This window comes from Saccharopolyspora sp. NPDC045839 (genome assembly GCF_056431645.1).
The window spans coordinates 226,858-247,085 of sequence record NZ_JBWKKH010000012.1 but is presented as its reverse complement, the minus strand read 5'-3'; the positions used below and the strand labels follow the sequence as shown (position 1 = coordinate 247,085).

Genomic DNA, 20,228 nt, shown 5'->3' with positions numbered 1-20,228 from the left:
AACTCGCCCCGAAGACGTTCCACCGCACCAAGATCCACACCAAGATCATGAAGCAAACCACCAACAAGATCAACACCTAACGAAGTACTACTAGGACTCCGCGGACGTTGTTGTCGCTCCCGCACGTCAGCGGCACGAACACGACGTCGGCGGTCGCGTGCGGTCGGATGCCGGAGTCCGGGCATTCCGGCGGCCGCGCCCAACGCCACAGGACGTTCCCGGCGCGCGAGTCCCTGACCACGTGCGGCGTCTCGTCGCCGTTGTCGTCCCGGCTGATCAGGGTCGTCGCGCCGGCGGTCGGCTTGGAGCTCAACGGCGGCGGCCCGCCGTCGTACGGGGCCGAGGCGTACTGCCACAGCTCCTGGCCGGTAAAGGCGTCGAAGGCGCGATGCTGGTCGACGTGCTCGTCCCCCGATTCGAGCCGGAGCGTCACGACGATGGTGCGGCCGTGGTCCAATGGGAGCACCTGGTAGACAACATCGAGGTCGTCACGGCGGTAATGCCATCTCTCGGCGCCGGTGGCACCGTCCAGCGCGGTGATCCCGGAATCGGTCACGATCACTGCTCCGGCCCCGGCCGACACCACGCCGTAGAGCCTGTCCCCGGTTCGCCAACGCCACTTCTCGGTCAGGTGCGAGGTGGGCGGCGGCGCGGCGACCCCGGGCTCGACGGTGGTCGCGTCGACGTGCTTCACCTCGGACAGCACGATCGCCACCGAGCTCGCGGCGACCGCCACCGCCAGGAGTCCGCCGGCGATGGACACCGCCGCTCGCCGCGTTCGGAAATCGATCCTCGGCACTCGGACGCCTTGCGTGGCAAGGAACGTTCCCACCGCGGCCGCAATGGCCGCGACCAGCGTCAGGAACGACTGGTCTCCTGGGCGTCCCGCCTGGTACAGCCCGGAAATCGCCAGCAGCACGGCCAAGCAGCCGAGCCCGACCAGACCCATGACGTCGACTCGACGCCCACCGCCCGCGGGCGTATCAGCGGGGCGCGCCCGCCACTGGACATACGCCAGCAGCGCGGTCCACACCGGAATGAAAATCCAAGCCATGACCACGGCCAACGGTGGGGCGAAGCGGTCCCCGCCGGGCTCGCCCGCGTTGACGGGCACCCCGCCCGGATCGCCGAACAACCACGTCACGAGCACCAGAACGACGGAGCCGACGAGCAACCCGACGCCGATCGACGTTCGCCCCGCCGACCGGCCTTGCAAGCCATCCCGCACAACCGGCTGGGACACCGACGAACCAGTAGTCACTACAGAGCAGCCTTCCTCGTGGGGAATTCGATGATCCGACGCCGCGCCGGGCCGAACCGTTCCACCGGATTGCGATCGCTGTCGGCGGCTTCATAGCAACGCCCCCGGGCCGAGTTCCCGATCGACGCAGTCTCGGCCATGCTCCAGCCGGGCGGATACCGCGGTGCTGGCTTTGATCGCCATTGAATTGCGGTGCGGTATGTGCGGACGACAAGCGTCCAGGTGGCTGTGCACGTTCGGATCTTGCCTGCTCGCGCAAGCGGCTTCATCGCCGATCCGAGGTTTCGGCCCACACCGGGTTTTCGCTGGGATAGCGTGATCATCGTGTACCGGCTCAAGCGTTTGATCGTCACCGTGCTCGCCGTCCTGTTGGTCGCCGGCTGTTCGACCGGGATGGAGAAGTCGGACTCGCCGCGCAGGACTGTGCCGGTGGCGAAGTACGACTTGGAGGGCGACGAGTTCTTCGGCGGTTTCACTGCGGCCGAGTTGCGCACGGTGGACCCGTGCCCGCTGCTGCACGGCACCAACCTCGTGAGGTACGGCGTTCCCATCACCCAGGAACTCGGGGGCGACCTCGCGGCGTGTTCGATTCCCATGACAGACCACAGCGGTGGGATTGTGGACATCGCGGTGAACATGGACTTTCCCGCGTACGTGGAAGCCGAGAATCGGATCAGTGGCCTGCCCGCCTTGATCAGGAGCGACGGGGGCGGATGCGACGTTCACGTCGCTTATCAGGGCGGCGGGGCAGAGGACACGCCACGGACGGTGCGGCTGAGGTTCGGAAGCCACGAGCGCCCCGAGACCTGCTCCCCGGCGGTGCAGCTCATGACCGAGGTGGTGGAGCAACTGCGGACCGACCCACCGATCGCGATTCGGTCGCCAGAAGAACTGGCCGGGATCGATCCGTGCCTCCTGCTCGATCCGCCGGCAGGCCAAGATCCGCAGGTGGGCGCGACCGCCAAGCCCGAGCCGCGAGGAATTCACGAGTGCGGCTGGAAGCTGCCCAGCGGTGTCCAGGTGGACGTGTCGTTCGATATCGGATCCAGGGACCCCAGCGGGCTGCCCGCGGATGTCGGCGGGAAGCCCGCGTCGCTCATCCCGGACCCCCCGGATGCCTCCTGCCAGATCGAGTGGGAACACCGGCCGCAACCGGCCGAAAGCAGGTTCCCGACCGAGAAGGTCGTGGTGGTCGCGACCAATCTCAATCCGACCCAGATCGACCCCTGTGCGAGCGCGGTCGGCTTCGCGCAGCAGGTGAAGGCCAAGCTGCCACCAGCCTGACGCCCGGCAAGACCGTGTGCGCGCTTTCACCGATGACATCACCTCGGCCTGCCCCGGTCAGCTTCGCAAGGTTCACCCGCACCAGCCAGGAACGGCCCACAGCGGGACACGACACACTCCACATTGGACAAGTATGCGGCTGGACGGACACGACCTGCCCAGCGAGAGGCCGGTTCTTGCCGTCGCGATGTCGAACAGCGTACTTCGTTGGCGTGGCCGGGAACGATTTGCGGATTCTCCACGTCCAACCAGTGACTGCGGGCAGACGGCCTAGGAGGGCGAGACCGGTGTTTGAGCAGAGTTCGTTCTTGACGTTCTGGGTGTTCTGGGTTGCGCTCATCCTCATCCTCAACATCGTGCAGGCGCGCAGGAGAAAGGCCCGGCGCTCCGGGCATTCCTCGACGTTCGGCAGCGGCTCGACGAGCTACGGCGATACCGGCAGCGGCTCCGACTTCGGCGGATTCGGCTGCGGTGACAGCGGTGGCAGCAGTTCGTCCGGCAGTGACAGTTCCAGTTCCTGCTGAGGCTTGCACCGCCCCGGAAGGGCTGCCGAAACCATGATGATTTCAGGAACGAGACCGCCCTCTCGCGGGCGATCGTGACCGTCACTGGCCCCGAGTCCCACCTGAGCAGGTTCCGGGACTGCCGTCCACGAAAAGAGAATGATGACTTTGAACGTTTTGCGCCGATTGTCGGCTCTTGCGCTGGGCGCGTGCATGCTGGTGGCGTGCTCGTCCGAACAGGACACCACGCCGGGGCGCCCGGCTCCACCCGGGACCGTGCTTCCCATCGGCACGAAAGCACTCGTCGACTACACCGACGGAGACCAGCGCGGCACGATCGGCATCACCGTCACCTCCGTCGTCCGCGGTGACCGTGCGGACCTCGGACCGGATCCGGGTGCCGAGAGCCGGACGGGCCGGGTGCCGTACTACCTGCACGCCGTGATCAGCAATGAAGGCGACACCGCATTCGAGGATATGGACGCCGAGACCTTCCTGGGCCTGCAGCCGTCGGACAACTCCGAAACCATGCACTACTCCGGCGTCGTCGAAGGCAAGTGCATACCGGGACGAGCCACGGGATTCGCGGTTCGGGGCGCCGAGTACGAGATCTGCAGGATGATCATGGTCAGCCCGACCGCGACGGTCACGGCGACGTACAGCGGCGTGCAGTTCAACATCGGTGACCCACAGCCCGCACAGCACTACGGCAACGACCCGATCCGATGGCAGTAGCGAGCTCCTGATTCCGCCGGACACCATCCCTTCCCGCAAGGGGCCTCGCGCGGTCACTCCGGGCCGCGAATCCCGTGTCCGCACCCGGATCAGACCAACTGTTGCCCACCGTCGACGTAGAGGGTGGATCCGCTGATGAACCGGTTGGTGAGGATGGCGAGGATCGCTTCGGCGACATCGTCGGGCGTACCGATACGGCGCACCGGAATCTTGGCCGCCATGGCCTCGAAGGCGGCGCGTTTGCCCTCGGCGTCGGTGATGTGCCGCCACAGGGGCGTGTCCACCCAGCCCGGGGAGACCGTGTTGACCCGGATGGGGGCGAGCGCGACCGCCAGTCCTCGGACCATGGCGTTGAGAGCCCCGTTGACGGTACCTGTGAGCACTCCAGAAGACAGGGGCCGTTCTGCGGCGATGCCGGAGACGAATGTGATGCTCCCGTTCGCGGGCATCATCGTCGCGGCCCGCTGGGCGAGGAAGAACGGTGCGACGACCTTGGAGCGGAGGACGGTGTCCACGTCCTGTTCGGTGACGTCCTGGACATCGCGGTAGACCAGATCGGCCGCGGTCACGACCAGGTGATCGACACCGCCGGCCGAAGCGAAGAGCAGTTCGCGCCCCTCGGGCCGGGTCATGTCGGCCGCCACGCAGGTGACCCGGTCGTCATCGGCGCAGAAGCCGGCGGCGGACTCCCGCAGGCGTTGGTGGTCACGTCCTGACAGGACCACGTGTGCCCCGTTGCGGTGCAACAATGCCGCGGTGGCTCGCCCCATCCCGGAGCTCGCACCCACCACGATGACGCGTTGATCGTTCAGTCCCATGGTCCTCGTCCTCGGTGTGCGGGATCTTCGGCGATCAAGACGATGTGCAGATCGCCGGGTTCTCGATCACGATCGCCGTGCAGGTCCGTCCGGCTCAACCGGCGGCACCGAACGAGGCGTCCGGGAAAGCCGAACGCCGCACGCTTACGCTGGCACGATGAACCTCGGTCAGTTGGAGACCTTCCTGGCCGTTTGCCGTGGCGGCGGCGTCACCGCGGCGGCACTGGCCCGCGATCTGGCCTCGTCCTCGGTGTCGGCCCAGATCCGGGCCTTGGAAAGCGACCTCGGGGTGGTGTTGTTCGAACGCACCTCCGCCGGGATGCGACCAACAGCGGCAGGTGAGCGTTTGCGGCCGTGGGCCGAACGCCTGCTCGAGCAAGCCGATCAGGCGCGCCGGGCGGTCACAGGTGGCCAGGAGGAGGTAAGGCTTGGTGCGTTGGAAACCCTGGCCGCCACGCGCCTGCCGAGCATCCTGACCCGACTCGCCACGCGTCGACCCGACATCGCGGTCACCGTCCGCGCACTGCGTTCCCGGGAGGAGGTCTTCGCCGGACTCGACACCGGGGAACTCGACGTCGGCTTGCTGTTCGACACCGGCGATTCCTTGGGGGCCCTCGGCTTTGCCGCGCCGCCCGGACTGGAGCACTACGACCTGGAATCGGTCCCGCTCGCCGTGGCCGCCGCGATGAACCATCCGCTCGCCCGCCGACGAGATCTCACCCGCGTGGAGGTCGCGGCCCACCAGTTGCTCGTCGCACCACCCGGATGCTCGTTCCGCATGGCCGCGGATCGCTTGTTCGGCCCCGACGGACCGCGAACCGAACTCGACAGCATCACGGTCGTGCGGGCATGGGCCGGCCACGGACTCGGCATCGCCGTCATCCCGGACTTCCTCCTGGACACCGAACTCGCTCCGGCCGGGCTGATCCGTCTCGACCTCGCCGCCGAGATCCCGCCACTCGTGCTTCGCCTGATCTGGCGGTCCGGTCGCACCGATGACCATCGACTGCGCCAGGTCCTCTACGCCGCCAGCGCGTGACCCGGCACCCTCGCCAGAACTGCTGCGCTCAGAGCAAATTCGGCAGAGCCATGACGCAGTTCGGGCCTCGCTTTTCAACCAGGACCGCGAACCGGGGTTGTCGCCGTATGCTTCGTCGGCGGCGCGAACCGTTGCAGAACCGGTGGGGATCCGTGGAGTTGGAGGAGCGATGGACTACCGGGAGATCGAGTGCTTCCTCACCCTTGCGGAAGAGCTCCACTTCGGCCGGACAGCGCAGCGGATGATGGTCTCGCAAGCACGCGTGAGCCAGTTGACGCGCTCGCTTGAAAGACGTGTCGGCGGCTACTTGTTCGAACGCACGACGCGCACCGTGCGGCTCACCGCGCTGGGCGAGTCGCTACGGGCGAGGATCGCCCCCGCCTTCCAGGAGATGCACAACGCGCTGAGTGAGGCGCGCTCGCTCGCGCGCTGCGTCGATGGCAGCCTCCGGGTCGGCTTCCTGTGCGCGACGATGGTGGTGCCCGAGGTGGTCCGGCGGTTCCGCGCCCGATACCCCCGGTGCGAGACCGAGCAGCGGGAGGTGCACATCGCCGACCCGCTCGGTCCGCTGCGCCGGGAAGAGGTCGATGTGCTCAGCCACTGGCTTCCGGTCCGTGAAGAGGACCTGCAGGTCGGTCCGATCATGTCGGTCGAGCCGCGCACGCTGGCGGTCCCGCTCGGGCATCCGCTGGCCTCCTGGGAGTCCATCTCCGTCGAACAGCTTGCGGGCGAACAGGTCTTCTCCGCCGCCGGGAATGCGCCGCAGTACTGGTGGGACGCGCAGTCCCCGCCGCGCACCCCCTCGGGGAAGCCGATCCACCGCGGCTACCCGGTGGCCACGGTGCACGAGGTGCTGTCCCTGGTGGCTGCGGGGCAAGGTCTCGCGCCGATGGTCCAATCCACCGCGGAGTTCTACGCCCGCCCGGACGTCGCGTTCATCCCGATCCGTGATCTGCCTCCCGCCGAAGTCGCCCTGGTGCGGCGGAAGTCGGACCGCCGACCCGCTGTGGAGTCCTTCCTGGCGACGGCCGCACAGTATGCGCAGGCGCAACGCCGGCGGTCCGACGCCTCGCGCCCCGCCGCCGCACCGGCGAGAGGCGCCACCGGCTCTGGCTGAACCGGACCGCCGGTGCCGCCGGGACATGGGTGAGCAGCTCGGCTTCCGCGCTGGGGGCACAGGTCTCGGTGCATTCATCAATCCTGCTTGTCGATTCATTCGCAGATCGTTGTTGATCGCCCGATGCGGGCTCAGAAGACTTGATCGACATGGTTGACCGCGCAGCACCCCCGCAAGGGGAATCCCGCCCCGCTCCCGCTGATCCCCCCGCTCTGCGCCAGTGGCTACTACTCATCGTGGTACTGGCGGGCACGTTCCTCGTCGAGCTCGATCTGTTCATCGTGAACGTGGCACTCCAGCCCATTCGCGCGAACCTGGGCGCCGGCGTCACCGAGATGGAACTGATCGTGGCGGGCTACACCCTCGCTTTCGGCCTGGTGCTGGTGACCGGGGGCAGGCTGGGCGATCTCTTCAGCTACCGCCGGCTCTTCATCATCGGAGTGACAGCCTTCAGCGCCGCCTCCTTGGCCTGCGCGCTGGCGTGGGCTCCGGCCGCGCTCATCACTTTCCGCGTGCTCCAAGGCATCGCGGCCGGCCTGATGCTGCCGCAGACCCTCTCGATCATCCAGATCGAGTTCTCCGGCCGTTACCGGGCCATGGCCTTCGGCGTCTTCGGCGCGGTCACCGGGATCGCCACCATCATCGGCCAGACCGTCGGCGGCCTGCTCATCACTCTGGACGTCGCCGGTCTTTCGTGGCGGACGGTATTCCTGATCAACATTCCCTTCGGCCTGGCCGCGGTGCTCGGTTCGCTGGCGCTGCTTCCCAAGGACCGCAAGGAGGACCGACCGAGCCTCGATCTCGTCGGCGTCCTCCTGCTCACCGTGACGCTGCTGTTCGTCATCGCCCCGCTGATCGCCGGCGGTGGCGAGCACGGCCATGCACTGCCGCTAGCGCTGCTGGTCCCCGCGGTCTTCGGGGGCTGGGCCTTCACGCGCTGGGAGAACCGCACCAAGAGGCGGAACGGGCTGCCGCTGGCCGACCCCGCATTGCTCCAGCACCGCAAGTTCCGTGCGGGGGCGGGCCTTTCCCTCACCTTCGTCGCGGGGAACACCGGGCTGTTCTTCCTCGTCTCGCTCCACTTCCAGGGCCCCCTCGGGTTCTCGCCGCTGAAGGCAGGTCTGATCTTCACCCCGCTGGCCCTCTTCTTCGGGATCGCCTCCCTGGTGGCCCCGAGGATCCAGCCGAAGCTCGGGCACCACGTCCTGACCATCGGATACGCGATCAACGTGCTCGGCACGGTGGCCCTTCTGGTGGCCGCGATGCGCTACGGCGAGGAGCTGTCGAATGCCGCCATCGTCGTGTCCTTCGCGGTCATCGGGTTCGGCGAAGGACTCGGTCTGACACCGCTGATCAACATCGTGCTGACCGGTGTGCCCGAACGGGACGCCGGTTCCGCCTCCGGTGTGCTGGAGACCGGCATCCAGTGATCAACCTCGCCCTGGCCCTGCTGGCGTTCGCCTTCCTGCCCCTGCTCTCGCCTCCACACGGCGGCCCCTCCCACATTCCAGGAAGCCTCTGAGGTTCCGCCACCCGCACCGCCACGCAAAACGAGGTTGGAAAACCCTCAGTGATTCAGGCGCGCTGGAGTGCGACGATGGCACGCTCCAGGAGGCCGTGCAGGTTTTGTCGTTCCTCCTCGGTGAACTCGTCGTCGAGTCGGCTCTCCACCGAACCGGCCAGCTTGTCGGCCTTCCTGAGCACGGTCCGGCCCGAGCGGGTCAGGCTGGAGACCAGCACCTTCTGATGCACCTGCGAAGGGGTGCGGGTGATCAGTCCCTTGCCCTCGAGATTGTTCAGGACCGTGGTCATCGTCTGCGCCGTGACCATGCACTCCCGTGCCAACTGCGCCCCTGACAAGCCCGGCTGGTGCTGCAACACCAAGAGGGCCACGTACTGCGGCACCGTGAGGTCCACGGCGCGGAGGGCGCGGCTCTTCTCGCTGATCAAGTGTTGTTCGGCGCGCTTGATGAGGTGACCTGTCCGGTCGTTGAAGTGGTCCGTGAGGTTGGTGCGCCCGTCGGCTGCCGCTGGCGTACCCGTCATGTCCTGCTCCCCGTGCTCATGCGTGGACTCTATGCCGGATCAGGGCTGCCGATGCACAGCTCGCACCTCAGCTAGCGGTCCTGCTCGGTCAGCGGTCTCCGGCACCGGGCGACATGTGCATGGAACCGGAGCAACTCAGCGCGGAAATCCTCGGCGTACGCACGCGTCCATTTATCAGGGTTCGTACCTGCATCAGCTTACAGCCAGCTGTTCGAGCACTGTCCGCAAGCACGAGCACCCGTGTTACCAGGATTCTGCGGCCCTGCCTGCGCGATCGAATCAGGGGTTTCATCTGAATCAGAGTCCTGATACTGTCTCGAACCCTGACATCCCTGCCATGAGCAAGCCCCGCGCCGTTTCGGAGGCGGCGCACCTCATGTCCTCAGCCATCAGCGCCTCCCCTCCCACAACCCGCCGACGGGCGGCAGTCGTTCTGCTGTCCACGTGCCTGTCCGCTCTGCTCCTGCCGTTGTCCATGGCCGGCACCTCGGTGGCACTGCCCAGCATCGGCGCGGAACTGCATGCCCCACTGGCCTCCCTGCAGTGGGCGATCAACGGCTACAACCTCGCTTTCGGGTGCTTCGTCCTCGCGGCCGGGTCCCTCGCCGACCTCGTTGGCCGGCGCCGCACGTTCGCGATCGGCACCGGCCTGTACGCGGTGGGTGCGCTGATCTCCGCCCTGGCCGGGGACATCCTCGTGCTGGACATCGCACGGACCGCCTCCGGTCTCGGCGCCGCCGCGGCCCTGCCCAGCGGCAGCGCGCTGCTCGCCCAGGCATTCGAAGGCCCCGCCCGCGCCCGCGCGTTCGGCGTGTTCGGCACCACCACCGGTATCGGTCTCGCCCTGGGCCCGACCATCGCGGGCGTGCTGGTCGGCAACTTCAGCTGGCGGGCCGTCTTCCTGGTGCCCGCGGTGATCGCCTTCGTGGTCGTCGCGCTGACCCCGCTGATCCCCGAGTCCCGCAACCCCGCGGCCGGCCGGGTGGACAGGGGCGGCACCGTCACCTTCACCGGCGCCCTGCTGCTGCTCATCTTCGGCCTCGTCGAAGGGCCACAGGCGGGTTGGCTCAGCGCGCTGGTGCTCGGGTCTTTCCTGACCGCCGCGGTACTGCTCATCGCGTTCGTCGTCATCGAACACCGCCAGGAACAGCCGATGTTCGACTTGAGCCTGCTGGCCCGGCCGCAGTTCTTGGCACTGTGCCTGACCGCGGTCGTCGTGGTCTTCGGGTTCACCCCGCTGCTGGTCGCGCTTCCCACCTACCTCTCGGCGGTGGACGGGCTCAACGCACAACAGGCGGGCCTGACCCTGATGATGCTCACCGGAGCGACCCTGGCCTTCCCGATGATCGCGGGCTTCCTGACCCGCTGGATTCCGGCGAAGGTGCAGCTCGTCATCACCATCGTGCTGATGACGCTCGGCACTGCCTGGCTGACCGTGATCGAGCCCGGCTCGTCCAACTGGACCATCTTCGCCCCGCTGCTGGTCCTGGGCATCGCCACCGGCATTTCCTTCGGCCTGCTCGACGGTGCCGCGGTCAGCAGCGTCCCGGCAGGACGTGCGGGCATGGCCGCCGGCATGTTCAACACCATGCGCCTGGCCGGCGAGGCCGCCTCCATCGCGGCGATCAGCTCGCTGCTGGTCAGCCTCACCCGCAGCAGCCTGGGCAACGACCTGAGCTCCTTCGACAGCCCCTACGCGGACGATCCGGCCGAGGTCGCGAACCTCCTGAACCAGGGCGACATGGACACGCTCGTCAAGAGCGTGCAGCCCGACACGGCCCGGCAAGCCTTCACAGACGTGGCCGGCGCCGCGTACACCGGAGCCCTGCACACCGTGTTGTGGATCCTCTTCGCCATGTTCGCCGTCGCCGCACCGGTCGTAGCACTGCTGCTACGCGACCGGCGCAGGCCCGCCATGGAGAGCAGCGTCGGCGATCCATCGACGCCCCAGCCGAACCCAACGCAAAAGCCCAGCAGCGTCCAGCGAGCGCCCTCCCCCGGCTCAACAGTCCACAAGGGATGATCATCGGAGCGAGCCGGGAACGCGCAGGACGAATCAGCGCGGGGGTCAGGACGAGCTCATCGACGAAGAGAGCCGCTGCGCCTTCGCGGTGAGCTCACGAGCCGCACCCTGTGGAGTCGGCCCGTTCCTGCCCGCTGAGCATGCGGGCGGGATTGGTCCGGGTGAGCGTCTCGATCCAGTCGTCGCCGACTCCGAGCACCCGCAGCATCTCGGCGAAAACCGTTGGCACGAATGCGAATCCGTTCCCGCCGTGGCGCGTCCACATCTGCTTCAGGAAGACGTCGTGGCTGAGCAGCACCCGGTGGCCGTGGCCGGCCTCGACGAGCCCCGCGACGGCCGCCGCGCTCGCCCGGCTCGCCGGGGCCTCACCCTCCTTCGGGAACGTGATGTCCATGCCGATCATGTCGAACTCCAGCCAGACCCCGCGGTCGGCGATGCCGGCCTGGTAGGCGGTGTCCGCCGCCGACGGGTCCATGTGCGACAGCACCACCCGGCCGGGGTCGACGCCGATCTCGTCGAGCACGATGTCGAGCACCTCGTGCCCGCGGCGCTGCCAGCCGGGCAGGTGGATCATGAGCGCCACCTCGGGATGTTCGCGCTGGGCGAGCGCGGCAGCCCGCAACGAGGCCGACTCCGCCGGGGTGAAGTCCGGGGAAACACCGATCTCGCCGATGATCCCCGGCCGGGCCCGGTGCTCGCCGACGCCGCGGGCGAGCTCGTCGCCGATGCTCGCGGCCTGCGCCTCGACCGAGTTCGCCGTGATGCGCTCGCCCTCGAACTTCTCCAGGTAGGCGCCGCAGCCCATGACGATGTTCAGGCCGGTGCGGCGGGCCGCCTCCACCAGCTTGTCGGGGTCGCGGCCGATGGCCGCGCTGCACGTGGCGTCGACGATGGTCCGGCCGCCGACCGCCTGGAAGGCCGCGACTTCGTCGACCACGCCGTCGACCGGTTTGGCGGCCAGGTTGTCCGCGCAGCAGTACGGGTCCTGCCGGAGCGCCCACGCCGCCGATGCGTCGACGGCGCGATCGGCCAGGAACTCGGTGAACCGGTAGCTCGGCGGGTCGAGCACCCCGGACAGGTCGTTGAAGAGGTGCTCGTGCGGCAGGACGAGCCCCAGCTCGACCGCGGGCACCGGACCCGTGACGGTCTGCACGAACCCGCCGGTCACCGCGCGGCTCCCGGTTCGCCGGCCTGGCGGGAGGGGATCATCCCGATCCCGGCGGCGACCAGCGCGAGCACGGTGCCGATCACGGTGACGAGGTGGATGGGGTGGCCGACCGCGGGCACGACGAGGTCGAGCAGCAGCGAACCGACGAGCTGCCCGGCCACCGAACCCAGCCCGAGCAGGAGCAGGCCGAGGCCGCGCACCAGCAGCGCCATGAATCCGATCGACAGCAGGCCCAGCACCCCGCCGGTGTACATCCACCAGGTCGGCGGCAGCGAGAAGTGCGCCGTCCCGATCGCCAGCCGGACCAGCAGGCCCGCCAGCAGGACGACGAAGCCGACCAGGAAGTTGAACGTGATCGACACCAGCATCGAGCCGCTCTCCCGCGCCACCGCCGCGTTGCCCGCCGGCTGCCACCCGGCGAGCAGCCCGGCGGCGAACGGCAGGACGGCGAGCGCGATCGCGTGCGGCACGTGGAAGTTCGGCGAGATCGTGACCGCGGTGGCGGCGACGGCCAGCGCGGCGCCGAGCCCGCGGGCGACCGAGATCGGCTGCTTGACCGTCGCGGTGACGCCGATCCGGTCGCAGATGACCCCGGAGATGATCAGGCCCGCGATCAGGGTGATCTGGAAGACCGCCACCCCGAGCACCCCGACCGAGACGCCCTCGGAGAGCACCACCGCGCCGCCGCAGAGACCGGCGAGGTAGTTCCACCAGCCGATGCGACGGCTGCGGATCAGGCGCGGGATGCCCAGCGCCTGCCGGCGCGTGCCGGGCCGCGCGAACACGATGACGAGCATCAGCACCAAGCCGCTGCCGAACGAGATCACGGCCGCGCTGTTGCCGTCGCCGACGGTCTCGCCGAGCGCGCCGTTGACCGCTGACTGCAGCGGGCTGAGCATGCCGGCCAGCACCGTGGCGATGACGAGGGCGGTCGTGGTGACGCCGCGGGCCGCCCGGCCGGACGTCGCCGGCGGGGCCACCGGAGGAGCGGGTGTATTGGTCATGGCGGTGCGCACTCCCTAGTTGTCCGTGGTGCACCGGATGAGGTGAGACGGGGGCAAGGCTTGGACGTCGTTGTCGCGCCGAGGCACACCGCGGGTGACGTGGGCAGCCCGGCGGGGCGCGGACCGGGCTACCGGTCGCCGGCCAACCAGGTGACCGCCTGGTGGAACAGCCGACGGTACCCCTGCCACTCCATGAACTCGGTGGGTGCCCAGTGCGGCGAGATGTCCGAGGCGAAGGCGAGGGTCCGGCCGGCTCCTTCGGCGCGCACGGCCAGCAGCGGCCGGGATTCGACCGTGGCGAGCACGGCCGCGTCGGGCTTGGCGATCAGCCGCTGGTAACCGAGCAGGATCGGCCACTGCGCGTCCAGGCCCTCGGTGACCGGGTGCGCGGTTCCGGTGAGCTCGCCGGCGACGCCTTCGGGGCATTCCACCCGGTCGTCGTAGGGCAGGATCTCGACCGGCAGCACGTCCTCGATCGGCGTGCCGTGGAAGTTCGCCTTGGCCTGGAACCCCTGGAAGCTCAGGTAGCCGCCGGCCATGGCCAGCCCGCCGCCGCCCCGCACCCACTCGGCCAGCAGCTTGAGCCGGTTCGGGAAGGGGCGTCCCTGGTTGAACACCTGCGGGTGCAGCAGCAGCGAGTTCGCGCCGATGTCCGACAGGATCACCACGTCGTATTCGTCCAGTTCCGCCGTCGACGCGGGGAAGTCGGTCGCCACGGCGTGCGACGGCAGGTGCACCACCTCGTGCCCCTCGGCGCGCAACGCCGCGAGCAACACCTCGGCGCCGATCTCGAGCTGGGCCCGGTCGATGGCGTCGAAGCCCTTGACGTCGGTCGTCCGCGCGACCCAGGACTCCCCGGCCAACAGCACCCGACTCAATTCCGCCTCCTGATGAACGTTCTTTGCGCAAACTTTGCGCTCGATGTTGCGCAAACATAAGCGGGCCCGTTCGGCGCGTCAAGAGCAATCCCCCGGAGACCTGCCGATACACTGCGGTCGAGCACTCGACGAAAGGGGCGGCGATGACGTTGACGCGCGTTGCGCAACTTGCGCAAGTGTCGACTTCGACGGCGTCGCGCTACCTGCGCGGCCAGCTGAAGGTGCAGTCGGAAACCGCTGCCCGGATCGACGCCGCCGTCCGGGAACTGCACTACGAGGTGCGCCCGTCGGCATCCCCGGACGCCGCACGCGACCACGGCCCGGTCATCGCGCTGATCGTCCCGGAACTGGTCAACCCGTTCTTCGCGGCGCTGGCCGAGGAGATCGCCACGGCCGCCGCGGTCAGCGGCGCCTCGCTCGTCATCGGCGTGACCGGGCGGCAGGCGCAGCGGGAAGCCAAGGTGAGCGATTTCGTCGCCGGCGCCGAGGACATCGACGGGATGATCTACGTCGGGATGCACCGGGAGAACCCGCGACTGCTCCAGGCCATCGCCGACGGGCTGCCGGTGGTCGTGCTCGACGAGGAGATCGCCGACACCGCCGGGGTGGACACCATCGGGGTCGACAACTACGGCGGCGCCTACCAGGCGACGGCGTACCTGGCGCAGCTGGGACACCGGCGCATCGCGCACATAGCCGGACCGCGGGAGCTCTCCACCACCCGCGACCGCCTCCGCGGATACCGCGACGCGATGACGCACGCCGGCCTGGAGGTCGACGAGGACCTGATCCTGCACGGCCCCTACACCGAGCAGTTCGGCGCGAGCACCTTCCCGTACCTCACCGGCGCCGCGCAGCCGCCCACCGCCGTGTTCGTAGGCAGCGACATCGCCGCGGTCGGCGTCCTCGGCGCCGCCGAACTGCACGGCCTGCGCATCCCGGAGGACCTGTCGGTGATCGGCTGCGACGGCATCCGGGTCGGCGAATGGCTGCGCCCGAAGCTCACGACCCTGCAGCAGCCCGTCGCCGACCTGGCCCACGGGGCCCTGGAACTGGTCCACGCCCGCATCGCCGAACCGGAGACCGGCACCGTGCGGCGGACCCTCCCGCTGCAACTGGTCATCCGCGGTTCCGCGACCCCGCCCCAGCACTGACCACGGAGGACCCGTGACCGATCCGATCGCGCTCACCCAGCAGCTCGTCCGACTCGACACACGCGCGGCCGGCGAGAAGGCCGCCGCCGACCTGCTCGCCCCGATGCTGACGTCGGCCGGCTTCGAGGTCGCGGTCGACGAACCGCGCCCCGACCGCGCCAACCTGGTCGCCAGGTTCGGCACCGGCACCCCGATCACCCTCACCGGACACCTCGACACGGTGCCTGCCGACCCGGCGACGTGGTCGTTCGACCCGCACAGCGGCGAGATCCACGGCGACCGGCTGCGCGGCCGCGGCAGCAGCGACATGAAGGCCGGCGTGGCGGCGATCGCCGCAGCCGCGATGCACTGCGCCCGCACCAGCCCTGACGACCTGGCCGTGCAGCTGGTGTTCACCTTCGGCGAGGAAACCGGCTGCGAAGGCGCGGCGCTGCTCCCCGAGCTCGCACCCAGCCCCGCGCTGCTGGTCGCCGAGCCGACCGCCAACCGGATCGTGCTCGGGCACAAGGGAGTCCTGTGGCTGCGGCTGACCGCGCACGGCCGCAGCGCCCACGGATCCCGCCCGGAACTCGGCGAGAACGCCCTCGCCGCACTGGCCGAAACCGCCGTGCGCATCCACCGGCACGCGGGCTGGCCGACCAGCCCGACGCACGGCCCCGCCACGGTCAACGTCGGCGCGTTCCACTCCGGTGTGCAGCCGAACCTGGTCCCGGACCGGGCCGAGCTGGTGCTCGACATCCGCACCACGCCGGAGTTCACCGCCGCCGAAGCACGTGCCGCGATCGGCGAGCTCGCGCTGCCCGGTACGGACTTCGCCACCGAGCTGGACCTGCCCGGCGTCGCCACCGACCCCGAGAACCCGTTGGCGCGCACCATCATCGACGCTTTGCGCCCGTCGGATTCCGGCCGACGGCCCGAGTACGCCACGTACTTCACCGACGCCTCGGTGCTGGCCACTGCCCTCGGCTCGCCCGCGGTCGTCATCTACGGCCCGGGCGACCCCGATCAGGCGCACGTCACCGACGAGACGTGCTCCGTCACGGCGATCCGCGAAGCGACCGAGGCGCTGACCCGGCTGCTCACCACGTGGCGCTCAGGCCAGTAGGACTCGCTCGCGTCCGGCTCGCAGGGCACGAGAAGGCGGGCGGCCGCCCCAGTTCGGCTCAGCCACAGCGAATGATCGTCGTCCTGCCGACCAGCCCCGCGCGGTCGTCGTGCACGGCGATGACCTGACGCGGGACGCGTGACCGGCTTGACCGTCAGCCCACCGCGTCGCGTCCGCCGAGGGCCGGCCGGAGCAGAGCGGTTGGAGCACCTCGCCCATCCAGCAGCAGGGCTGTCCCCAGCTCGACCAACCGCTCGCCCAAGTCCGGCCGCGCCCCGGAAAACCTGGCGCGGACCACGCAGTGGACCATTGCGCGCACTGCGCGGATGGCCACCCCGGCTTCCAGCGGGTCCTTCCCCGACTGGGCCTTGTCCAGTACTTGAGCCCACAAATCCGCGCGTTCGCTCCGGAACCGTCGAAGCGCCGCACGTTCTTCGTCGGGAAGCTGTTCGCTTTCATTGGCCAGGATGCCGACCAGATGCCGGTGTTCGATGGTGACGGCCACGTGCGCACGCAGCAGCAGCTCCAGTGCTTCTCGTGGTTCCCTGGCGAGGGCAAGGGCCTCGTCCGCGCTCGTCCGCATCCTCTCTCCGCCCCGGTTCGCCGCGACCACCAGGATTTCGGTCTTGTTCGCGAAGTGACGGTAGACGGCGGAGCCCACGATCCCCACGGCCTCGCCGATGTCTCTCATGCTGACGGACTGGAAGCCGCGCTCGTCGAGCAGCCGGGTCGCCTCGGTCAGCAACTGCTCCCGGCGAGGTATCCGCAGCCCCTCGACGGTACCGGCGCTGATCTTCGAGCCTCCCGGCAAAGGCCCGGCATCCGGGGACTTCGCCAACTGGCATCGTGTTGTCAGGGCAGCCAGGTGGTACAGCAGCTGTTCGTGCCGCTGCCGGGACAGACGCAGCCGACGGCGGGAGCTGCTGCCGAGCACCGCCAGCGCGCCCACCGCCAACAGCTCGCAATCGGCGGGCGAGAGCTCTGGTCTGGCAGCCCGCACGAGGGAGGCCAGGTGTTTCCTCGTGCCCGCCACGCGTTGCTGGACCACGGCCCGCTCGGCGGTGCCGAGATGACGGGCCTCCCGCTCCCACGTCGCGGCCACGCCACGCCGCTCGACTCCCTTTTCCGCCAGGGACGACAGCGCTTCGTCGAGCCCGGTGGAGTTCCTGATCAGACTGTCGATGGAATCCAGGCTGCCGAGGACGGCGTGCAGCAGAAGATCCTGCTTGTTGCGGAAATGCCGGTAGACGGCGGGAGCGGTGATGCCCACGGCGTCGGCCACATCGGCGACGGACACCTTGTGGTAGCCGTGCGTCAAGAAGAGCTCGGTGGCCGCGGTGAGAACCAGCGCCTTGCGGTTGGGAGGTCTGCGCGCCGCCACGATCCTGCCACCTCACGTCCTCATCGAGAGCCATCTCCTGGGGCTTGCCTGTGCGGCATGTGCGGAGTCCACAGGGCACGGCCGGGAGCCCACGGTTGCGCGGTGCCCAGCGTTTCGGGGAGCAGGCCCGGTCAGGCGATGTCGATGACGGTGCGCAGTGCTTCGCCGGTATGCATGTAGCGGATCGCCTCGTTGATGTCGGTCAGCGGAACGTGGTGCGTGATCATCGACTCGAGGTCGATGCGGCCCGCCCGCCACAAGTCGATGATCTTCGCGTAGGTGCGGCGCACGTCATCGCCACCGTAGAAGGACGGAAGGACCTTCTTCTCGTTCATCACCAGCTCGGTCATGTTGAGGTCCGGCAGATCGGTGCGGGAGCCCGCGCCGACCAGGCAGACGGTGCCGCCGAGCCGGGTCGCGTCGTAAGCGGCGCGCAGGGTGACCGGCTTGCCCACGGCTTCGAAGGCGTAGTCGAAGCCGAAACCACCGGTCAGGCGCTGCTTGGCCGCCTCCAGGTCCTCGGGGACGATCGCCTCGGAGGCACCGAACTTCAGCGCCCACGCCCGGCGGTTCGGGGTCGGGTCCACGGCGATGATCCGCGCGGCACCCGCGACCTTGGCGCCCTGCAGGATGCTCATCCCGACGCCTCCCAGGCCGATGACGACCACCGACGAACCGGGCTGCACCTTCGCGGTGTTCAGGGCTGCGCCGATGCCGGTGGTGACGCCGCAACCGATCAAGGCCGCGATGTCGTACGGCAGGTCTTCCGGGATCGGGATCGCCGCACATCCGGCGATGACCACTTCCTCCGCGAACGTGCCGGCACCGCTCATGCCGAGGAGCGCCGCTTCGCCGTTCCGGAAGTTCGGCTCGAGGCTGCCGCGGCCACTGCGGCACAGGTGTCCGTCGCCCGCGGCGCAGGAGGGGCACTGGTCGCACGGCGGCATCCAGCAGACGATGACGCGATCGCCGGGCTTGACGTGGGTGACGCCTTCACCGACCTCGACCACCTCGCCCGCGCCCTCGTGGCCGGGGACGAAGGGAGCGGGGTGGGTGAGCACGCCGCTCATCGCGGACAAGTCGGAGTGGCACAGACCGGCCTTGTGGATCTTCACGCGGACCCGACCGGGCCCGAAGGACACGGCCTCGATGTCGGTGACGTCCAGGGTCTCGTCGCCTGTCTCGTGAAGCACTGCTGCGCGCATGGGGAAGCTCCTTCGCTATGCGGGGTTCTGGGCAGGGGGCGGCAGGTGGATGGTCTTGGTCTCCAGGTACGCGGCGAATCCCTCGGGACCGAACTCGCGGCCGATACCGGAGTTCTTGTAGCCGCCGAACGGGCCTGCGACATCGAAGCGCTGGCAGTTGACGGAGCACGTGCCGGTGCGGATCTGCCGGGCGACCTCGGTGCCGTGCGCGTCGTCGCTCGCCCACACGGTGCCGGCGAGGCCGTAGTCGGAGTCGTTGGCGATCCGGATCGCCTCGTCCTCGTCCTGGTAGCGGATGAGGCAGACGACCGGGCCGAAGATCTCCTCGCGGGCGATCCGCATGTCGTTGGTGACCTCGCCGAACAGGGTCGGCTCGACGTACCAACCGGTGGTCAGATCCTCGGGGACGCCGCCTTCGGTGAGGACCTTCGCGCCCTCCGCCTGGCCGATGCGGATGTAGTCGAGGTTGCGCTGCTGCTGGCGTTTGCTGGTCATCGGACCGATCTCGGTGGCCGGGTCGAACGGGTCGCCGACCTTCAACGCGCCGATTGCGGCGGTGAGCCGGTCGGCGATCTCGTCGTAGCGGCTCGCCGGGGCGAGGATGCGGGTCAGGGCCACGCACGCCTGGCCGCTGTTGGCGAAGGCACCGCCGATGAGGTTCGGCAGGGCGGCGTCGAGGTCGGCGTCCGCCAACAGGATCGCGGCGGACTTGCCGCCGAGCTCCAGGGTGACCCGGGTGAGGTTCTCGGCCGCAGCAGCCATGATCTGCTTGCCCGCGGGTACCGAACCGGTGAACGCGACCTTGTCGACGCCTGGGTGCGAGACCAGGTGCGCGCTGGTCGCCCGGTCGGCCGGTAGCACGCTCAGCACGCCCTCCGGCAGGCCGGCCTGCTCGCACACCTCGGCGAGCAGGTAAGCGTCCAGCAGCGTTTCCGGGGACGGCTTGACGATGACGGTGCAGCCTGCCAGCAGCGCCGGGGCGAGCTTGCCCGCGATGGTCAGCTGCGGCACGTTCCACGGCGTGATCGCGGCGACCACTCCGACAGGCTCGTGCCGCACCAGCAGCGGGCCGGTTAGCCCTTGGCGCTCCTCCTCCAGCGACAGCCGATCGGCGACCGCCAGTGCGGAGCCGAAGGCGGCGACGGCGCTGAGTGCCTGCGCGCGGACGGAAACGGTGATCGGGCAACCGTTCTGGCGAGTGACCAGTTCGGCGAGCTCCTTGTGGCGGGCGAGGAGACCGTCCTTGATGCGGGTGACGACCTCAGCGCGCGCGGCGAGTGTCATGCGCGGCCACGGGCCGTCGTCGAACGCGGCGCGGGCTGCGGCCACCGCCCGGTCCACGTCCGCAGGGGTCGCGTGAGGCACGCGCCCCACCACCTGCTCGGTATGCGGGGAGACCACCTCGATGGTCTCGGCGCCGGCAGGCTCGGTCCACTTCCCCGCGATGAAGAGCTTGTGGTGCTCCACGAACTCGGTCATGAGCTGTTTCCTTGGCTGTGCGGCGGAA

General features: G+C 69.2%; 18 protein-coding genes. 9 read left to right on the top strand and 9 right to left on the bottom strand.

The window, feature by feature from the left end:
* Positions 1-76 precede the first annotated feature (76 nt).
* Positions 77-1,243, bottom strand: a complete 1,167-nt coding sequence (locus tag AC07EQ_RS19650) for a hypothetical protein (protein WP_478389358.1) — start codon at positions 1,241-1,243, stop codon at positions 77-79.
* A gap of 333 nt (positions 1,244-1,576) precedes the next feature.
* Between AC07EQ_RS19650 and AC07EQ_RS19645 the strand changes: the two genes are divergently transcribed.
* The 3 genes from AC07EQ_RS19645 to AC07EQ_RS19635 all read left to right on the top strand — a co-directional run bounded on the left by AC07EQ_RS19645 (position 1,577) and on the right by AC07EQ_RS19635 (position 3,783).
* Positions 1,577-2,545, top strand: coding sequence for a hypothetical protein (locus AC07EQ_RS19645; protein ID WP_478389357.1), 969 nt, complete (start codon positions 1,577-1,579; stop codon positions 2,543-2,545).
* Between the two features lie 308 nt (positions 2,546-2,853).
* On the top strand, positions 2,854-3,069 hold the full coding sequence (locus AC07EQ_RS19640; RefSeq protein WP_478389356.1) for a hypothetical protein: 216 nt from the start codon (positions 2,854-2,856) through the stop codon (positions 3,067-3,069).
* A 147-nt stretch (positions 3,070-3,216) separates the two neighbouring features.
* Positions 3,217-3,783, top strand: a complete 567-nt coding sequence (locus AC07EQ_RS19635; protein WP_478389355.1) for a hypothetical protein — start codon at positions 3,217-3,219, stop codon at positions 3,781-3,783.
* 89 nt (positions 3,784-3,872) lie between these two features.
* On the opposite strand, the gene AC07EQ_RS19630 is transcribed toward AC07EQ_RS19635, so the two are convergent.
* Entirely contained in the window at positions 3,873-4,601 is a 729-nt protein-coding gene (locus tag AC07EQ_RS19630) for an SDR family oxidoreductase (protein ID WP_478389354.1), read from the bottom strand.
* Between the two features lie 157 nt (positions 4,602-4,758).
* Between AC07EQ_RS19630 and AC07EQ_RS19625 the strand changes: the two genes are divergently transcribed.
* The 3 genes from AC07EQ_RS19625 to AC07EQ_RS19615 all read left to right on the top strand — a co-directional run bounded on the left by AC07EQ_RS19625 (position 4,759) and on the right by AC07EQ_RS19615 (position 8,187).
* Positions 4,759-5,640 carry a LysR family transcriptional regulator gene (locus tag AC07EQ_RS19625; RefSeq protein WP_478389353.1) on the top strand — a complete coding sequence of 294 codons (882 nt, stop codon included), beginning with the start codon at positions 4,759-4,761 and terminating at the stop codon, positions 5,638-5,640.
* Between the two features lie 169 nt (positions 5,641-5,809).
* Positions 5,810-6,757, top strand: coding sequence for a LysR family transcriptional regulator (locus AC07EQ_RS19620; protein WP_478389352.1), 948 nt, complete (start codon positions 5,810-5,812; stop codon positions 6,755-6,757).
* Between the two features lie 236 nt (positions 6,758-6,993).
* The gene (locus AC07EQ_RS19615; protein ID WP_478389351.1) at positions 6,994-8,187 is read left to right on the top strand and encodes an MFS transporter; all 1,194 of its coding nucleotides are present in this window, start codon (positions 6,994-6,996) and stop codon (positions 8,185-8,187) included.
* A gap of 145 nt (positions 8,188-8,332) precedes the next feature.
* Here the strand turns inward: AC07EQ_RS19615 and AC07EQ_RS19610 are convergent, their stop codons facing one another.
* Entirely contained in the window at positions 8,333-8,803 is a 471-nt protein-coding gene (locus AC07EQ_RS19610) for a MarR family winged helix-turn-helix transcriptional regulator (protein ID WP_478389350.1), read from the bottom strand.
* A gap of 337 nt (positions 8,804-9,140) precedes the next feature.
* Here AC07EQ_RS19610 and AC07EQ_RS19605 point away from each other — a divergent pair, with 337 nt between their 5' ends.
* Complete coding sequence (locus tag AC07EQ_RS19605; RefSeq protein WP_478389349.1) at positions 9,141-10,826, top strand: MFS transporter; 1,686 nt, start codon at positions 9,141-9,143, stop codon at positions 10,824-10,826.
* Between the two features lie 94 nt (positions 10,827-10,920).
* On the opposite strand, the gene AC07EQ_RS19600 is transcribed toward AC07EQ_RS19605, so the two are convergent.
* From AC07EQ_RS19600 to AC07EQ_RS19590, 3 genes are all read right to left on the bottom strand, one after another.
* The gene (locus tag AC07EQ_RS19600; RefSeq protein WP_478389348.1) at positions 10,921-11,994 is read right to left on the bottom strand and encodes a phosphotriesterase family protein; all 1,074 of its coding nucleotides are present in this window, start codon (positions 11,992-11,994) and stop codon (positions 10,921-10,923) included.
* A complete protein-coding gene (locus tag AC07EQ_RS19595; protein ID WP_478389347.1) occupies positions 11,991-12,998 on the bottom strand; it encodes a DMT family transporter in 1,008 nt (335 codons plus the stop codon). Before AC07EQ_RS19595 ends, AC07EQ_RS19600 begins: the two co-directional genes overlap by 4 nt.
* A 128-nt stretch (positions 12,999-13,126) precedes the next feature.
* Complete coding sequence (locus AC07EQ_RS19590; protein WP_478389366.1) at positions 13,127-13,867, bottom strand: glutamine amidotransferase; 741 nt, start codon at positions 13,865-13,867, stop codon at positions 13,127-13,129.
* A 152-nt stretch (positions 13,868-14,019) separates the two neighbouring features.
* On the opposite strand from AC07EQ_RS19590, the gene AC07EQ_RS19585 reads away from it, so the two are divergent.
* Both AC07EQ_RS19585 and AC07EQ_RS19580 read left to right on the top strand, forming a co-directional pair.
* Entirely contained in the window at positions 14,020-15,030 is a 1,011-nt protein-coding gene (locus AC07EQ_RS19585; protein WP_478389346.1) for a LacI family DNA-binding transcriptional regulator, read from the top strand.
* 13 nt (positions 15,031-15,043) lie between these two features.
* On the top strand, positions 15,044-16,135 hold the full coding sequence (locus AC07EQ_RS19580) for a M20 family metallopeptidase (RefSeq protein ID WP_478389345.1): 1,092 nt from the start codon (positions 15,044-15,046) through the stop codon (positions 16,133-16,135).
* Between the two features lie 154 nt (positions 16,136-16,289).
* Here the strand turns inward: AC07EQ_RS19580 and AC07EQ_RS19575 are convergent, their stop codons facing one another.
* From AC07EQ_RS19575 to AC07EQ_RS19565, 3 genes are all read right to left on the bottom strand, one after another.
* The gene (locus tag AC07EQ_RS19575; RefSeq protein ID WP_478389344.1) at positions 16,290-17,516 is read right to left on the bottom strand and encodes a TetR/AcrR family transcriptional regulator; all 1,227 of its coding nucleotides are present in this window, start codon (positions 17,514-17,516) and stop codon (positions 16,290-16,292) included.
* A 131-nt stretch (positions 17,517-17,647) separates the two neighbouring features.
* Complete coding sequence (locus AC07EQ_RS19570) at positions 17,648-18,721, bottom strand: zinc-binding dehydrogenase (protein ID WP_478389343.1); 1,074 nt, start codon at positions 18,719-18,721, stop codon at positions 17,648-17,650.
* Between the two features lie 15 nt (positions 18,722-18,736).
* Positions 18,737-20,200 (bottom strand): aldehyde dehydrogenase, encoded by a 1,464-nt coding sequence (locus AC07EQ_RS19565; RefSeq protein ID WP_478389342.1) that lies wholly within the window; start codon positions 20,198-20,200, stop codon positions 18,737-18,739.
* Positions 20,201-20,228: the final 28 nt, after the last annotated feature.

Excerpts from the sequence above, each read along its gene's own strand:
- AC07EQ_RS19625 (WP_478389353.1), top strand. The coding sequence starts at position 4,759 with ATGAACCTCGGTCAGTTGGAGACCTTCCTGGCCGTTTGCCGTGGCGGC.
- AC07EQ_RS19620 (WP_478389352.1), top strand. The coding sequence starts at position 5,810 with ATGGACTACCGGGAGATCGAGTGCTTCCTCACCCTTGCGGAAGAGCTC.
- AC07EQ_RS19570 (WP_478389343.1), bottom strand. The coding sequence starts at position 18,721 with ATGCGCGCAGCAGTGCTTCACGAGACAGGCGACGAGACCCTGGACGTC.
- AC07EQ_RS19610 (WP_478389350.1), bottom strand. The coding sequence starts at position 8,803 with ATGACGGGTACGCCAGCGGCAGCCGACGGGCGCACCAACCTCACGGAC.
- AC07EQ_RS19630 (WP_478389354.1), bottom strand. The coding sequence starts at position 4,601 with ATGGGACTGAACGATCAACGCGTCATCGTGGTGGGTGCGAGCTCCGGG.
- AC07EQ_RS19605 (WP_478389349.1), top strand. The coding sequence starts at position 9,141 with ATGAGCAAGCCCCGCGCCGTTTCGGAGGCGGCGCACCTCATGTCCTCA.
- AC07EQ_RS19595 (WP_478389347.1), bottom strand. The coding sequence starts at position 12,998 with ATGACCAATACACCCGCTCCTCCGGTGGCCCCGCCGGCGACGTCCGGC.
- AC07EQ_RS19565 (WP_478389342.1), bottom strand. The coding sequence starts at position 20,200 with ATGACCGAGTTCGTGGAGCACCACAAGCTCTTCATCGCGGGGAAGTGG.
- AC07EQ_RS19585 (WP_478389346.1), top strand. The coding sequence starts at position 14,020 with ATGACGTTGACGCGCGTTGCGCAACTTGCGCAAGTGTCGACTTCGACG.